The organism is Flavobacterium sp., assembly GCF_036741995.1.
Classification (GTDB): Bacteria; Bacteroidota; Bacteroidia; order Flavobacteriales; family Flavobacteriaceae; genus Flavobacterium.
In genome coordinates, this window is the sequence record NZ_DAINRG010000019.1 from 15,015 (window position 1) to 30,617 (window position 15,603).

The window sequence follows — 15,603 nt, forward strand, 5'->3', positions numbered from 1 at the left end:
ATTTTTTTGATTAATTCCCTAAGCAGAATTCCGACTAGCATTTGTGTTTCCAAACAACGAACGGGTTACCAGTTTTTCATACACACTTATCCGTTTTTCATCCACAACAGCTTGTTTTTTCATGGCAATAATCTGTGACGAAGCATATTGCTGAATCGCTAATAACGGCATTACAATATGCTCTCGCATCGCTATAGAAGCTTTGCCGTCAGGATAGTTTTCCATGAGTTCCTGATGTCCAGCAATTTTGAGCAGTAACCGTTTCGTTTCCAAAAACTCGTCATAGATGATTTGCCAAAAATCGCCAAACTCAGCATCCTTTTTCATATAAGCCGTCAGTGGAAAAAAACATTTGGCCAGTGACATCATGCTATTTTCCAGTAAAGTTCTAAAGAATAATGAATCGTCATAAAGCGCCTGCACTTCTGCCCAACGATTGGTTTCTTCAAAATATTTTAGTGCCGTTCCCACTCCAAAAAATCCAGGAACATTTTGTTTCATTTGGCTCCAGGCACTCACAAACGGAATAGCACGTAAATCAGCAAAGTTGAGTTTGCCATCGGTATTTCTTTTCGAAGGCCGGCTGCCGATATTGGTTTTGGCATAATATTTCAGCGTACTCATTTGCTCCAAATAAGGCAGGAACTTCGGATGATTTTTGAAGTTGGTGTATTTCTCATAACCCAACTCGGCGAGTTTGTCTATAATAGCTTTGTCTGATTCGGATAAATTATTTTCAGCTTTGTTGAAAATCTGATTGGCCACGCCGGCGCTCAAAAGATTTTCCAAATTATAACGACAAGAATCATTGGTGCCAAAATTGGAACTAATGGTTTGTCCCTGTACTGTAATTTGTATTTCCTGATTCTCAATCGTAGAACCCAGCGAAGCATAAAACTTGTGTGTTTTACCACCGCCACGAGCCGGAGGCCCTCCCCGACCATCAAAGAAAATCACTTTGACACCATATTTCCGCGACACTTCGGTGATGGTTTCTTTGGCTTTAAAAATGCTCCAATTGGCCATCAAATAACCGCCATCTTTGGTTCCGTCAGAGAAGCCCAACATTACCGTTTGTTTGTCTTTTCGTTCTTTCAGATGGTTGCGGTAGGTAGGATTTTGGTACAACTGCTCCATGATTAGATCAGCCCTCTGCAAATCATCCACCGATTCAAATAATGGCACTATATCAACCGTTGGATTTTCCCAAGCTAACAATCGGAACATCGCAAAAGTTTCCATCACATTCAAAGCACTTTCGTTATTGCTGATAATGTAGCGATTGCAGGCTTTTTCACCATTACTGTCCTGAATATCTCTCATTAGGGCAATGGTTTCCAAAGTGGAGCGCGTGAGTTCGTTTTCGAAATAATGACTTTTTAAATCAAAATGAAGATTGCCCACTACTTCCATTTTACCGTCTTCGGAAAGTGCCTCAAAATCTTCCGGAAAGTAAACCGATTTCTCTCTTTGCAGATAAACAATAATATCTTCAAAAACCTGATCGTGTATGTGGCTGTTTTGACGAATATCCAACGAAGCAAAATGAAATCCAAACTGATTTATCTTTTGCAACAACAAGTTGATATCGTCTAAATAAAGCGACTGGTGCTCGTTGATAATGATTTGTTTTACGATGTTCAGTTCATTTACTAATTCCTCTAAAGAAATAAAAAGTTCACCTTGCGAATAAAAAACAGAGCGGTACAATTTGTATTCTAAGCTCGCAATGATAGTGTCGACTTCATTAAAAGTAAGCTTGCGTTTCAGATTTCTAATATCAAAATAATAGCATTTGAGAATGGAAGTTCGCAAACGATTAGCTACTTTTTCAGTAATTTCAGGAGTTACAAAAGGATTCCCATCGCGGTCTCCTCCTGGCCAAAACCCTAAATTAATAATTGGGTTTTCTATGATATCACCATTGAATATATTCTTCTGCAGGTACTGCATCATCTCGCCTATGGTTTTGTAAAATACATTTTCGAGATACCAGATCAGGCTTACCGCTTCGTCATATGGCGTTGGTTTTTCTTTTTTTATAAAAGGGGTTTTGCCTAACTGTGACAGCAATTGTTTTATTTGCAACAAATCATTTTGGCGAACTGCTTCGGTCAAATCGGTTATAATTCCTAAAACAGCGCCAGGATAAAATTGCGTCGGATGGGCTGTAAGCACTGTTCGCACACTGAAAGTTTCCAAAAAAGCAATCAGTTCGTCACGCTTGTCTTTGGCTTCTGATTTTTCTTTGATATCGCGCAAAGAACCTCGGCCTTCCAAATTATTCACTATCGGAAAAGCAGCATCTTCAATAGCATCAAAAAGTACAATTTGACGCTCTACATACTGAATGAACCGAAACAGTAAATCGATTTTATCGTCTTCGGAAGCGTTGTCTAAATATTTATCGGCAAAGAAATCGACGATTTGTTTTGGCGACCAACTATTTTTAAAACCGCTATCGCAAACTTCGGTAAATAGCGGTAACAAAACGCCGGTATTATCAATAGCATCAAAAGGCAACGTGATAAACACACTGTTATAGATGTGATATTTTGACAATACATTTTGGTTGAAACGCTCGATTTTTGGTAAGGTGTACATAGGCCAAAGAATTCTGGCATTAAGGTATAAAAAAAACCTCAAGCTTTCACTTGAGGTTTTCAATATATTTTCAACTAAGGTTAGTCTAATTCCTGAAAAATGGTATGCATTAAACGCTTTTTGTCGTTGATGCTTTCTTCCAAAGAAATCATAGTTTCGGTTCTGTAAACACCTTCAATATCGTCAATCATGAAAATAACGTCTTTCGCATGCTTAGTATCTTTAGCTCTGATTTTACAGAAAATATTGAATTTACCTGTAGTCACGTGAGCTACTGTTACATATGGGATTTCGTTAATTCTTTCTAAAACGAATTTAGTTTGTGATGTATTATTTAAAAACACACCCACATAAGCGATAAAAGAATAGCCTAATTTTTCATAATCCAAAGACAACGAAGAACCCATAATGATTCCGGAATCTTCCATTTTCTTCACTCTGACGTGAACAGTACCTGCTGAAATCAATAATTTTTTAGCAATATCTGTAAATGGAATTCTGGTGTTGTCTATCAACATGTCCAAGATTTGGTGGTCTACTTCATCTAAACGAAACTTACTCATAAAAAAGATTTTTGTTTACTATACTTTGTTAGGAATTCAGAGAACAAAAAAAATACATTTTTTTCAATAAAAAAAGTTAAATATTAGTTTTTTATTAAACCATTAACAATTTTTATATTTTTTCCTAAAGAAAAATCAGCTTTTTGTTCGATATTCGGAAAATTACCTTTATCATCATGATAGCCTGCTGCTTTCGCATCGATAACCTGATGACCAAAATAATTTTCTAAATAATCTATTTGAGCAATTCTAGCTTCAAATGTTACTTTATCTTCCGTAAGAACTTCTTTGAATTGTGCTGCAAAATTGATAATTTTTTCGTTACCATCATAATTTATTTTAACATTTTTATAAACAAAGTCATAAAAAACGACTTTATTTTGCGGAATTTTTAAATAATCTTCGATTTTGTTGCTAACTATAACGTTTTCGCTAAAATAGTGCATTCCAGAAAGTAACGCGATAAAAATATATTTTCGAGTTTCTTCTCTTTCATAATCATTGGGAAAATGACCTGCTTCAAATAAAACCGTCGGCACGTTTAAAAACTGAAATGTATCCCCCACACAATTCAAATTGAACGAATCGTCGAAACGTCCCATTTGATTGGGAATAAATTGCTGCAATGTTTCATTCATCGCCACAATGACGTTCATCGCTTTGATTCTAACTTCATTCACATCTCTGTTTTCGTTATAGGCTGGAGCCAAAAAGGAAACGGTTGCCGGATTTCCCGAATCACCAGCGCCAAAAATTGTCCGTTGATCATGAAGATTGTAACAGTAATCCGGTTGGAAATTTTCAAATACTTGCCGCAAGACAACACTTTCGGGCTGCGATTGATTTTGAGCATCTCGATTCAAATCAATGCTGTTTGCATTTTCGCGAGTGTAGGCTTCTGCTCCATCCGGATTGAGCATCGGCAGCATGCAAAAAGTGAATTTGCTTAGCAACATTTTACCCAATTCAGTACCCGAATGCAATACATTAATGAAATCAAATAAGGCTTTGGTGGTGGTACTTTCATTGCCGTGCATTTGTGACCACATCAGAATTTTAGTTTTTCCGGTGCCTACTTGGATTTTGTAAATTGGCTTTCCTAAAACCGAATGGCCAACAATTTCATTTGCATACTTTACAACTAAAGGTTCAATATGTTGTAACGTGATATATCTTCCGTAAAGACTTGTTTCCTTATAATTCTCGTGTAATGCTAAATAATTCATTAGTGTTGTTTTAAACATGAAATTGTCTGTCCGGATATTTGCCTTGGGCGTCTTTAAAGTGAGGTAAAATGATATTCATATCCGCTTCATAATTCCCCGAAACCGAAATCGGCTTGCCAATTCTCACTTCTTTTTTACTGTAATCAAAAGCCACTGGAATGATTGGAACATTAGCTTTCAAAGCGATATAATAGAATCCTGTGCGCAGTTCAGTAACCTTTTTACGAGTGCCTTCGGGAGCTATGGCCATTCTGAAAACTTGTCGGGCATTGAATATGTCCACGATTGCATCTACAAGGTTTTTTCCGCCGGTTCTGTCTAATGGAGCGCCACCAATACTTCTGAAATAATAGCCAAATGGAAACATAAACAGTTCCTTTTTGCCCACAAAATTCATTTCCAGACCAATAATTCCACGGGAAAATAAACCTATAAAAAAATCGAAATTACAAGTGTGCGGCATCACCATCAAAACACATTTTTTGACTTCTTCATCAACCGTCCCGATAATTTTCCAGCCCAGCAATCGGAAGAAAATAAATTTATACAGTAACCGTTTCAATCCTTTTATTTTTCGTAAATTTAGTATTTATCTCTTATTTTTGAGAAAATTATTTTCAATGTTTCAAAAACTGCTTAGCTATTTTATTCCGATTACTATTTACAAGAAAAACTCTTCAGTAAGTAAAAGACTCGAAGTAACTTGGAACAATGGGGAATTGGTTTTAGACAGCAGACATACGAATTACTCCTATGGCAGTTTGCAACGCATTTTGAGGAAAGGATTGAAATACATAGGTTTTGAGCGCATTCGGAATTTTGAAAGTGTATTGGTACTCGGCGTGGCCGGTGGTAGCGTAATTAAGACATTGACCGATGAAATCAAATTTAAAGGTAAAATAACCGGCGTAGAAATTGACGAAAATGTCATCGAGATTGCTAAAAACTATTTTAAACTGGATGCTATTCCCAACTTAGAACTAATCATCGACGATGCCTTTGAATTTGTACTGAAAACCAAACTTACCTATGATTTAATCATCATCGATATTTTTCAGGACACTATGATGCCCAACTTTTTGTTTGAGGATTTTTTCATTCAACGCATTAATGATTTGCTGAATGTTAATGGTTTTATTTTGTTCAATACAATGGTAATTACAGCCCATCAGGAAGAGCGAAATCTGCTGTACAAAAGCAAATTCAACGGCAATTATTCCTTACGCATGTATCCGAAAGTAGAAACGCACAACGAATTGTTTACCATTAAAAAACTAGCCAGATGAGACATTTTTTGAAGAAACTTTTGCTGGGAAAAATCACTTCGCGCGACAAAAATCGCTTCAATGTAACGCCCATTCAAAAACGTATTCTGAACATACGCGCCATCTGGAATAATGACCATCAGGACGATAACGGCATTGAGAAAATTGTTCGTTTAATCCTTTCGATATCGCAATTGCTTTTTCCCGGACTTTATATTAAACATTACTCGCACAAGATTGGCTTTGAATATCAGGATTTGACTATGGATATTTATGTGTTGCTCAAAGTAGCTTTTCCGTTATTGATACTGATGAATCACTGGCAAGGCAATGCTGTTTTGGTAACACTGATGATTTATGTTTTATTCGAAACCGTCTTGTACATTCCCACGCTTATTTTTGCTTCCGACATGCTGTCGAGGCCACGTTCCTACAAGCGCTCGATGTTGTTATTGTTCTTTAATTATATCGAAATTGTATTCTCCTTTGGGGTGTTGTATTCCTGCGGTAACAATATGAATCATCCGTTTACGGGTTGGTATGATCCCATCTATTTCAGTATGGTCACTTCCTCTTCTATTGGTTTTGGTGATTATGTTCCAATTACAACGTATGCAAAAGTACTTGTGAGTATTCAAGCCTTATTCTTCCTGTCTTTTGTGGTATTGTTCTTGAATTTCTTTTCGAATAAAATCAAAAACAAAGGCTACTTTGATCACGAAAGCGAGGAGTTTTAGCTTTAGCAATTATTGCAAAAGTTGCCTCGCTTTCTCTAAATCTTCCGGAGTATCAATGCCAATGCCAACATGCGTAGTTTCGACCATTTTGATGCGTTTGCCAAATTCCAGATAACGAAGTTGTTCCAGTTTTTCAGAAGCCTCTAACGATTTCATTGGTAAATGATAGAAAGCCAACAAAGCTTCTTTGCGAAAAGCATAAATACCAATGTGTTTCATATAGCGAACTCCGGCGTCCGCATCACGCGGATATGGAATGACCGAACGCGAAAAGTACAACGCAAAACCATTTTGATCGGTGACCACTTTTACATTATTCGGATTTTTGATATCTTCTTCATCAGTAATTTCAACCATTAAGGAAGCTAAGTCAACTTTATTTTCAAAATCATTTCGGAATACATCGATTACTTTTGCCAAAGGTTCTTTATTGATAAAAGGCTCATCGCCCTGCACATTAACAACGATATCCACCTCCAAATTTTCGACAGCTTCAGCAATACGGTCGCTACCGCTTTCATGTTCCTTAACACTCATGATAGCTTTTCCACCGTTATTCAGAATTTCATCATAAATCAAAATAGAATCGGTTACCACAAAAACATCATCAAACAAAGCGGTATTAACTGCAGCTTCATACGTTCGGTGGATAACTGTTTTACCTCCTAAATTCTGCATCAATTTGGCAGGAAAACGTGTGGAAGCGTAACGGGCGGGAATAACGGCAATGATTTTCATAGTTGGATTGACTGAGTTTCTGAGATGCTAAGATACTGAGTTGGATTGAAATTTTTATTTGAAAGTTAGAATTAAAAGTCCGGCGATAATGAATCCACTACCAAGAGCTATTTTCCATGTGAATTGCTCATTTAAAATCACAAACGATAATAGTAAGGTAATAATGATACTCGCTTTATCAATCAAGGTCACTTGCGAAACATTGCCTATTTTAATGGCTTTATAGTAAAATATCCAAGAAAGCGAAGTGGTAACACCAGAAATCGCCAGGAAAACAATATCCATCTTCGTGAGATTCCTAAAATCTTTGACGGATTGGAAGACAAAAACATTGAGCCAAACAATCAGAAAAACAACTATAGTTCTTACGGCCAAACCGGTATCGGAACTCACATTTTTGAGTCCCATTTTAGCTATGACCGATGTTAATCCGGCAAAAAACATCGAGATTAAAGAATAGACAACCCAATTTTTCATTCGTTTGAATTTATTGTTTCAAAATCAAATATTGGTAACCATTTAGCGAAAGAGTAGCAGAAAGGGTAACCGATGCGTTCGTCAATGCATTGGTCCAGGTTCCTTGCAATTCAGCCGGAACCGCAAAAGATTGTGAAGCGGAACGAGAATTGACAACCACCAAAACTTTAGCAGTGGTATTGCTTTTTTGAAAAACTACCACATCAGCATTACTGAAATTAGTTAAATCTCCGGTTCGGGCAACGGTTGAGGCATTGTAAAAACCCAGCAACTTTTGATAAGCCGACAGCATTCCGGCATTGGCATTCCAATTGATGGTGGAAGTGCCGCTATAATTGGATGGTACTGCCACGCCTACTTCCTGTCCGCAATAAATCAGCGGAACTCCTTGCATATAAATCGTGATTACCGACGCGGCTAAAGCCCCATTAGCGCTACCATAAACCGTTATTGGTGTTGCCTGATTGGATTCGTCGTGATTGGTTGTGAACCGCAATTTCTTTTTACCGCTAGGTACTACAGCATACTCGCTGGCATTAGTAGCAAAAATGGTGTTTACATTTTGCTGATTGAAATTAAAAACATTCTTTATAGTAGTCATATAGTTCCAAGCAAAATTCATTTGAAAACCGGCTGTTAATTGTTCCGGTTGATCGCCTTCTGCCAATAGAATTAAGTGTTTATTCGGAATAGCATTTAAAGCTGTTAGGGCTTGTTGCCAAAAATCGGCCGGAACATAATTGGCCGCATCGCAACGAAAACCATCAATATCGGCTTGTTCTACCCAATATTTCATGGCATCAATCATAGCCAAACGCATGGCAGCATTGTCAAAATTCAAATCGGCTACATCATTCCAACCCGTTCCGGCCGGACTTATAATATTGCCGCTTCCGTCTTGCGTATACCAATCAGGATGTGCTGTTATCCAGGCATTGTCCCATGAAGTGTGATTAGCCACCCAATCCAAAATCACGGCGATGCCTTTTCCGTGAGCAGCAGTAACCAAATCCTTAAAATCCTGTAAGGTTCCTAAACTGGTTCGTACCGAAGTATAATCTTTTACACAATACAAAGAGCCAAACGAATTCACTTCGCCTACCGGAAAAATGGGCATAATCCAAATGGTGTTGATGCCTAAGGCTTTGATATTATCCAGGCGATTGATGATTCCCTGAATGTCATGAGAAGCACTAAAAGGCGACGGATTGATTTCATACATCACAATGTCTTCGGTAGCCGGCACTTGAAAAGCGGTTGGTAATGGTGTTGGGTCAGTAACCGAATCGCTACTACTACAACTTGCGAAAAGAGTTAGTAAACTTATCACAACAACTAAATTTAGGAAATGCGTTTTCATTTTTCTGGGGCGTTGACTTTGAGACATAAAGGTATTGATTTAAAAAGGGTTACTGCATTTATGGAATAGAAAATTTACAACAGAGCACCTCTCCTCCCCAAAATGCTCATCCTTAAAACCAATAATTGACACTAATTCCAATATTGAAATAAAACGAATTGCTTTTGGTATTTGTAGTGATATAATTCGTATTGACTAATTTGTATTTATCAACCGATTCAAACTTTTTTCCTAAACTGAAATTATAATCCATCCCAAAATGGGAGCTATCCTGGAAACGTTGTACCATTCCGGTTACTAAACCAAAAGCTTTGGTATTGGCGGTACGTGTTATATATTCGTTATTATAGTTTTCATCTTTTTTATTTCTACCATGTTCTGTTCTGAAGAATACGCCATTATAAAAGGTAAGTCGGTAATGCTCTCGCCACTTTTGAAAACTATAGTAATGCCGGTAACTCAATTGAACTGCTTTCTCAAACATATAAGAACGATTACCCGTTTCGTGCTTAATGCCCTGTCGGTCGGTCACTTCGTCTTCGGTATCTTGCGAATAATTGTAAAACCCATCAATAGCTACTGAGTTGTTTTTACAAAAGCCTGCTTCAAAACCTAACGAATTGTATATTCCAAATCCGTTTCCTAGAAAAAAAGGAAGCGCTTTGGCTTTGATAGCATAAGTATTTTCGGCTGCTTGTGGATTGAATGGCGAGTAAACCGGTGGTTTATAATCCCAATCCAATATTCCTTTTTTTTCTTGCGCAAAGGAAGCTAAAGTCGATACTAGCAACAGTATAGATAAAAATCTCATCTTTATTCTAATTTTAATTATCCTCAAAACTCTCATTCTTAAATCCAATCAAATAGAGTTTGTCTTTGGCACGCGTTACGGCGGTGTATAGCCAACGCACATAATCGGTGTCGATGCCGTTAGGAAGATACGGTTGTTCAATAAACACGGTGTTCCACTGCCCACCTTGTGATTTGTGACACGTTATGGCATAGGAGAATTTCACCTGTAAAGCATTGAAATACGGATTTTCTTTTACTTTTAAAAACTTGCGATAGGAAGCTTTTTCGTCTTCATAATCTTTCATCACTTCCTGATACAAAGTGTTGCTTTCATCATACGTCAATGAAGGTGATTCGCTGGTAATCGTGTTCAAAAGCAACATGGTTTCAAACGGTTTCTGATCCGGATAATCGACCATTCTTATTTTGACTTTGGCAAACTTGAAGCTGTACAATTCCTTGAAATTGAATATCTCCAATACTTCAACAATATCGCCATTGGCAATGAATCCGGCTTCATCGGTTTCTTTTAACCAAAAATAATTGTTCTTTACTACCATCAGATAATCACCTACTGACAAGTCGCTCTCTTTGTCTAAAATTTTGGTGCGGATTTGTTGGTTGTACTGATTCGCTCTTTTATTGGAACGCACGATAAAGCACGTGTCTTCTATACTATAATTGCTGTAAGCACTTTGAATCGCATCCTGTATATCAAAACCATCCGTCAAGCGAACGATGTCTTTGAATCCTTTTAAGTTAAATTGAAACGTATCGGCAAACGAGCTTTTCAACAACTCCCGCAATTCAGTAGCATTAAACAAAATCCCTGACTTTTCTTCCTGACGCATCACTTCGTCCAATTCAATCGAAAACACTTCTTTGTTGTAATGCATAGCCAATGAATCAGTATTCAGTGCCGGACTCACATCCAACTGCACCGGCGGTAACTGAGCGGTATCGCCCAAAAGAATCAATTTGCAATTGTCACCATTATATACGTAGGACATCAAATCATCCAGTAGCGAACCGTTTTCGTACAACTTCGATTCGGTATTCACATCCGAAATCATCGACGATTCATCTACTATAAAAATGGTGTTTTTGTGTTTGTTCGGCTGCATCACAAACGAAACGCCTCCACCCTTTCCTTTCTTTGGAAAATAAATTTTCTTGTGAATCGTAAAAGCCGGTTTATTCGAGTAATTAGCAATGACTTTGGCAGCTCTTCCGGTGGGTGCCAATAAAACGTATTTCTTATTAATCGAAATTAGATTATTGACTATTGTAGAAATCACGGTGGTCTTTCCCGTTCCGGCGTAGCCTTTTAAAACAAAAAGCTCTTCTTTATTGGTATTGGTCAGAAAAACGGCAATCTGTTGGAAAAAAATATCCTGTTTTACAGTCGGCTGAAACGGAAACTGATTGCGCAAAACACTGTAAAACTGGCTGGAAGTCATAAATAATGGGAAGTCAAATTGGAACGTCAAATATAGGAGTTTAAAATTTTGAAATTAAATAAACTTTCAAACTCATCAATAAAATTGTAAGTTTGCCAAGTTCGTATACAACCCTTTTAACTATGTGGCAAAACACCAGCGTTATTGATAAAATGTACCAAAAACTGGCGATTCAGGTTTCTCTGAATGGTTTGTCCTTTGCTACCTTTGATACGTTGCTGAACAAACCTTTAGTCTTGCAAAAAATTGATCTGGGCAAAGTACACGTGACAACCAAAATCGAAGACTTGTTTGCCGAGGCCTTTCAAAATCATCCGGAGCTTAAAGCCGGTTATGACGATATCGTGATTATTCATAGCAATAACTTATCGACGTTTGTGCCAGCCGCTTTGTTTGACGAAGACTATCTGGGAAGCTATTTGCAATTCAACACCAAGGTTTTTGAAACCGATTTCTTTGCGTTTGACGAATTGGCGAATTATGAAATGAACAATGTGTACATTCCGTATGTCAATATGAACAACTATTTCATTGATCGCTTTGGTACTTTTGATTACAAGCATTCCAATACGGTTTTGGTCAACAAATTGTTGGATGTATCCAAAAACAAGGAGGAGCGTAAAATGTTCGTGCATGTTAGCGATTCTCATTTTGAAATTGTAGTCATTCAAAACCAAAAACTACAGCTATACAATTCGTTTGATTATAAAACGCCGGAAGATTTTCTGTACTATATCTTATTCGCTGCTGAGCAATTGCAGTTGAATCCGGAAAACTTTAAGTTGGAATTACTCGGCAAAATAAAGGAAGGCGATGCGCTTTACAACATCGCTTATAAATACGTTCGCAACGTTTCTTTATTTGATGTGAGTTTTATGACGAATACTTTCTCAGAAACCGAAAACCGCGAACACTTTATCCTCCTACACTCATGAGAATCATCTCGGGCAAATACAAAGGCCGACGCATAACACCACCCAAAAACCTTCCGGTTCGTCCCACGACCGATATGAGTAAAGAAGCGGTATTCAATGTGCTGAACAACCATTTTAATTTTTCGGAACTGAAAATTTTGGAACTTTTTGCCGGCACCGGCAGTATTAGTTATGAATTTGCGTCAAGAGGTTCTTCCCCTATTTTGTGCATTGACGGCGATATGGGTTGTGTGAATTTCATCAAGAAAACCGCTAAGGAATTTGAGTTTGATATTACCGCCATTAAAAGCGACGTGTTCAAATTTTTAGAAAAACACAAAGGCAATTATGACATTATTTTTGCCGATCCTCCTTACGGCATGACTCAGAAGGAATTCGAAACAATCATCGAACTCATTTTTGAAAATGAATTATTGGATGAAGAAGGCATGCTGGTTGTTGAACATTCCAAATACACCAAGTTGAATCACATGGCGAATTATTCGTTCCAAAAAAACTATGGTGGCTCTGTCTTTACGTTCTTCGAATTTGAAGGCGATGAAGAAGAATCAGAGGATTTGGAAGACGAAGACGAAAGCTAGGCTTATTTTTCAAAAACCAACGTATCGGTATCGGCTCCTAAATCAATCAGTTGTCTATTGATATCACTAACAAAACTATCGGGACCACACACATAAAAATGCTGACTGAAATCGACTATGTTTTCAATCAGGAAATTGCGATCAATGCGCTTGCCAATAAAGCCAACAGTGTTTTCCCGAGTCAGCACATTGACAAAATTTTTCTTCAACATCTTATACAACTCATCACCCAGGATAATGTCTTCAGATGTTTTGTTGCAGTAAATCAATCGGTTGCCATTAATCTGATTGCGGCGATACAATTCGCGAAGGATGGAAATAAAAGGCGTGATTCCGGAACCTGCCGCTAAAAAAATACCGGGTTTTTCATATTGTATCGCTCCAAAAACATCGTGCAGTATCAGCTCATCACCGGCATTGACCCGGCTCAACATTTTAGTTACTCCTTCATGGTCGCTGTATAACTTAATCATGAATTCAAGATATTTGGATTCGCGCAAGCTGGTAAAAGTAAAAGGACGTAATTGGTCTTTCCATTCCGGAATATTTATAGAAACATCGGTGGCTTGTCCGGGAATAAAATCATAACCTTCGGGTTTTTCTACAACAAATCGTTTGACATCGTGCGTGATAAATTTGGCTTCAAGAACTTTGACAATGTGTTCGCTCATAACTTCGGATTAATTAATTTGACAATAAAAAGCTGCTGTTCCAACAAAGTTATGAAGATAAGCAAAAGAATCGCAATATAAAGCAGTTCCTTATCGTATTCTTCCTGAATTTTCGTCAATGTTCTTTTCTTTGAATTCCGATTTTTTGATTTTGCCAAATGAATATTTGATTGACAAGGCAACTAAATGTGAATCGCTGTAATACCTGCCTTTGGCCGCCACATTATTAATCGTAAAGTTATCCTTGAAATTCATCTTACTGAAAATATCATTCCAACTCAAACTACAATCCAGTTGTTTGAAAAACGTTTTTGAAACAGCCGCATCCATAGTAACAAGGCCGCCTCTGTTGAAAACGCCCAATTGCTGCGGCGTGTAACCCCAGGCGGTTATGGATACTTCTATCTTTTTGGGCAACGCAAAAATGTGATTGGAATAACAGTATAAAGATGGTTTTGAAGTATTTACCACGGCCGATTTATCTTCAATCTTGGTTTGTCCTAGGTTCAGCACATTGGTGGTTGTCCAGCATTTGTATTTAAAAGAAAGCATAACTTCTATAGCATAATCAGTCTCGCTTTCAAAATTGGTGGTGGTGAAAGTGAGTAAATTTTGAGAGTTGTCATAAGACGCGCCATAATACACCGGATTGGTTGTTTTGTAGTAAACCATTCGGAGTGACTTGTCGTTATACTGATAGGTTAATGAAATTTCATCCGTTAAGGTTGGATTCAAATTGATATTATCAGACCAAACAAAATAAGGATTGATATAAACCGAAGCCTGACTGGTAGAAGAAAAATTAGGTCTGGTGATGCTTTTGGCATAATTCACACTGATCGTATTAGTGCTGTCAATGGGAACTTCGATTTCGGCTTTTGGAAAAATATTGATATAATTTTTATCGATTGACAAAGCACTTTCTGTGGCATATTTCCCTTTTGCTATAGTATTTTCAGCTCTTAGTCCTACAGTATAATTTACTTTTTTGAAGCTGCCCGAAAACTGGGAATACGCCGCAATGTTCTGTTCTTTATAATGATAAACCGATTTGACCGTACTTGGTGGATTTACATTCTCAATCTCAAAATCAGTATCGGCATCCGCCTGAAGATAGAGTCCGCCGAATTCTAACTTCATCTCATTTTTAAATTTCTTCTCCAAATCAGTTCTACCAGAGAAAACATTGATGTCAAACTTTTGATTTCTGTTTTGTGCCAATGCAAATCCGGTATCGTTATAATTATTGGAAATAACACTCGCCATCTGCTGATTAAAATTCGAATACTGAAACCCAGAAAACCAAACAACATCCAGGCTTTTAATCTTATGATTGTAATTCAGAAAAGCATTCGAAAAACCCTGATGTTCGGCATTAAGATTAATCGTATTGATATCATCGATAACATTTTGCTGCTGATTGAGCGTGTGAGTCAAGATATTGAACGTATCGTTTTGACTTTTCCCACTGAAATTTAAAGAGAAATAATCGTCGTCCTTAATCTTATAAAAAACACCGCCACCATAGTAAAACTGAGGCCTGTGCGTAACCGCCGTAACCAAATAACTGGAATGAATATTATAATCGGGCATCGTGAAATCATTGCCGTTGCTTTCCCAAACTTTGAGTTGGTTGTAGTTGAAATTGGCTTTAAACTCGAGCTTTCCGGTTTTGAAATTGGTATTGATTCCCGAGTAGTTATTGAAGTATTTTTTGAATTGTGCATTTTCGGAAAGGATTACTTTATACCCTTCTTTTTTACTGAATTTACGCGTGATGAGGATTACAGCTCTGCCATTGGCTTCATATTTCGAAGACGGATTATTGATAATTTCTATCGTTTTGATGTCATCCACCGCCAAAGTATTCAGCTCATTTATATCTACTTTTTGATTATCGATATACAATAACGGACTTCCTTTTCCAACAAGGGTGATGCTTTCTTTATCGGGACTAAGCTGTATTTTAGGCAACTTCGCCAACAAATCTAACGCCGTTGGAACTGATTTGTATATAGAATTAGCAACGTCTACTTTGAGGTTTCCGTTCTTGGTGGTAAAGGTTCGGGTTTCTTTCTCTACTACGACTTCTTCCAATTCTTTGGGTTTTTCCTGTTCCTGAGCAACAGTAGCTAGTGTGGTTAATAAGGCTGCGGCTAAAATGACAAGTGGTGTTTTCATGGTTCTTTATTTG

General features: G+C 37.5%; 15 protein-coding genes. 4 read left to right on the forward strand and 11 right to left on the reverse strand.

Going from position 1 to position 15,603, the window contains the following annotated elements; genetic code table 11:
• Positions 1–18 precede the first annotated feature (18 nt).
• The 4 genes from V7D82_RS07610 to V7D82_RS07625 all read right to left on the reverse strand — a co-directional run bounded on the left by V7D82_RS07610 (position 19) and on the right by V7D82_RS07625 (position 4,955).
• Positions 19–2,604, reverse strand: coding sequence for a phosphoenolpyruvate carboxylase (locus V7D82_RS07610; protein ID WP_333600381.1), 2,586 nt, complete (start codon positions 2,602–2,604; stop codon positions 19–21).
• A gap of 80 nt (positions 2,605–2,684) precedes the next feature.
• A complete protein-coding gene (locus V7D82_RS07615) occupies positions 2,685–3,167 on the reverse strand; it encodes an Lrp/AsnC family transcriptional regulator (RefSeq protein ID WP_121313528.1) in 483 nt (160 codons plus the stop codon).
• Between the two features lie 83 nt (positions 3,168–3,250).
• Positions 3,251–4,393 (reverse strand): M14 family metallopeptidase, encoded by a 1,143-nt coding sequence (locus V7D82_RS07620; RefSeq protein WP_333600382.1) that lies wholly within the window; start codon positions 4,391–4,393, stop codon positions 3,251–3,253.
• A 10-nt stretch (positions 4,394–4,403) separates the two neighbouring features.
• Positions 4,404–4,955 carry a 1-acyl-sn-glycerol-3-phosphate acyltransferase gene (locus V7D82_RS07625; protein WP_333600383.1) on the reverse strand — a complete coding sequence of 184 codons (552 nt, stop codon included), beginning with the start codon at positions 4,953–4,955 and terminating at the stop codon, positions 4,404–4,406.
• Positions 4,956–5,013: 58 nt separating this feature from the next.
• On the opposite strand from V7D82_RS07625, the gene V7D82_RS07630 reads away from it, so the two are divergent.
• On the forward strand, positions 5,014–5,679 hold the full coding sequence (locus tag V7D82_RS07630; RefSeq protein ID WP_333600384.1) for a spermidine synthase: 666 nt from the start codon (positions 5,014–5,016) through the stop codon (positions 5,677–5,679).
• Positions 5,676–6,395: a potassium channel family protein gene (locus V7D82_RS07635; protein ID WP_333600385.1), complete on the forward strand. Its 720-nt coding sequence runs from the start codon at positions 5,676–5,678 to the stop codon at positions 6,393–6,395. The genes V7D82_RS07630 and V7D82_RS07635 overlap by 4 nt, the downstream gene beginning before the upstream one ends.
• 9 nt (positions 6,396–6,404) lie before the next feature.
• On the opposite strand, the gene kdsB is transcribed toward V7D82_RS07635, so the two are convergent.
• The 5 genes from kdsB to V7D82_RS07660 all read right to left on the reverse strand — a co-directional run bounded on the left by kdsB (position 6,405) and on the right by V7D82_RS07660 (position 11,222).
• The gene (gene kdsB / locus V7D82_RS07640) at positions 6,405–7,133 is read right to left on the reverse strand and encodes a 3-deoxy-manno-octulosonate cytidylyltransferase (protein ID WP_333600386.1); all 729 of its coding nucleotides are present in this window, start codon (positions 7,131–7,133) and stop codon (positions 6,405–6,407) included.
• A gap of 54 nt (positions 7,134–7,187) precedes the next feature.
• Complete coding sequence (locus V7D82_RS07645) at positions 7,188–7,610, reverse strand: EamA family transporter (protein WP_333600387.1); 423 nt, start codon at positions 7,608–7,610, stop codon at positions 7,188–7,190.
• Between the two features lie 10 nt (positions 7,611–7,620).
• The gene (locus V7D82_RS07650) at positions 7,621–8,940 is read right to left on the reverse strand and encodes an alpha-amylase family glycosyl hydrolase (RefSeq protein WP_333600388.1); all 1,320 of its coding nucleotides are present in this window, start codon (positions 8,938–8,940) and stop codon (positions 7,621–7,623) included.
• 142 nt (positions 8,941–9,082) lie between these two features.
• Positions 9,083–9,781 (reverse strand): hypothetical protein, encoded by a 699-nt coding sequence (locus tag V7D82_RS07655; protein WP_333600389.1) that lies wholly within the window; start codon positions 9,779–9,781, stop codon positions 9,083–9,085.
• 13 nt (positions 9,782–9,794) lie between these two features.
• Positions 9,795–11,222, reverse strand: coding sequence for an ATP-dependent DNA helicase (locus V7D82_RS07660; protein WP_333600403.1), 1,428 nt, complete (start codon positions 11,220–11,222; stop codon positions 9,795–9,797).
• Between the two features lie 122 nt (positions 11,223–11,344).
• Here V7D82_RS07660 and V7D82_RS07665 point away from each other — a divergent pair, with 122 nt between their 5' ends.
• Both V7D82_RS07665 and rsmD read left to right on the forward strand, forming a co-directional pair.
• Positions 11,345–12,157 (forward strand): DUF3822 family protein, encoded by an 813-nt coding sequence (locus V7D82_RS07665; RefSeq protein WP_333600390.1) that lies wholly within the window; start codon positions 11,345–11,347, stop codon positions 12,155–12,157.
• Positions 12,154–12,738: a 16S rRNA (guanine(966)-N(2))-methyltransferase RsmD gene (gene rsmD / locus V7D82_RS07670; protein WP_333600391.1), complete on the forward strand. Its 585-nt coding sequence runs from the start codon at positions 12,154–12,156 to the stop codon at positions 12,736–12,738. The genes V7D82_RS07665 and rsmD overlap by 4 nt, the downstream gene beginning before the upstream one ends.
• A gap of 2 nt (positions 12,739–12,740) precedes the next feature.
• Here rsmD and V7D82_RS07675 read toward each other — a convergent pair whose 3' ends face one another.
• Both V7D82_RS07675 and V7D82_RS07680 read right to left on the reverse strand, forming a co-directional pair.
• A complete protein-coding gene (locus V7D82_RS07675) occupies positions 12,741–13,409 on the reverse strand; it encodes an FAD-binding oxidoreductase (RefSeq protein WP_333600392.1) in 669 nt (222 codons plus the stop codon).
• Between the two features lie 90 nt (positions 13,410–13,499).
• Entirely contained in the window at positions 13,500–15,590 is a 2,091-nt protein-coding gene (locus V7D82_RS07680) for an outer membrane beta-barrel family protein (RefSeq protein WP_333600393.1), read from the reverse strand.
• Positions 15,591–15,603: the final 13 nt, after the last annotated feature.

Bases quoted from the DNA above. Each gene is read 5' to 3' on its own strand.
- V7D82_RS07610 (WP_333600381.1), bottom strand. From the start codon at position 2,604: ATGTACACCTTACCAAAAATCGAGCGTTTCAACCAAAATGTATTGTCA.
- V7D82_RS07615 (WP_121313528.1), bottom strand. From the start codon at position 3,167: ATGAGTAAGTTTCGTTTAGATGAAGTAGACCACCAAATCTTGGACATG.
- V7D82_RS07620 (WP_333600382.1), bottom strand. From the start codon at position 4,393: ATGAATTATTTAGCATTACACGAGAATTATAAGGAAACAAGTCTTTAC.
- V7D82_RS07630 (WP_333600384.1), top strand. From the start codon at position 5,014: ATGTTTCAAAAACTGCTTAGCTATTTTATTCCGATTACTATTTACAAG.
- V7D82_RS07635 (WP_333600385.1), top strand. From the start codon at position 5,676: ATGAGACATTTTTTGAAGAAACTTTTGCTGGGAAAAATCACTTCGCGC.
- kdsB (WP_333600386.1), bottom strand. From the start codon at position 7,133: ATGAAAATCATTGCCGTTATTCCCGCCCGTTACGCTTCCACACGTTTT.
- V7D82_RS07645 (WP_333600387.1), bottom strand. From the start codon at position 7,610: ATGAAAAATTGGGTTGTCTATTCTTTAATCTCGATGTTTTTTGCCGGA.
- V7D82_RS07655 (WP_333600389.1), bottom strand. From the start codon at position 9,781: ATGAGATTTTTATCTATACTGTTGCTAGTATCGACTTTAGCTTCCTTT.
- V7D82_RS07660 (WP_333600403.1), bottom strand. From the start codon at position 11,222: ATGACTTCCAGCCAGTTTTACAGTGTTTTGCGCAATCAGTTTCCGTTT.
- V7D82_RS07665 (WP_333600390.1), top strand. From the start codon at position 11,345: ATGTGGCAAAACACCAGCGTTATTGATAAAATGTACCAAAAACTGGCG.
- rsmD (WP_333600391.1), top strand. From the start codon at position 12,154: ATGAGAATCATCTCGGGCAAATACAAAGGCCGACGCATAACACCACCC.
- V7D82_RS07675 (WP_333600392.1), bottom strand. From the start codon at position 13,409: ATGAGCGAACACATTGTCAAAGTTCTTGAAGCCAAATTTATCACGCAC.
- V7D82_RS07680 (WP_333600393.1), bottom strand. From the start codon at position 15,590: ATGAAAACACCACTTGTCATTTTAGCCGCAGCCTTATTAACCACACTA.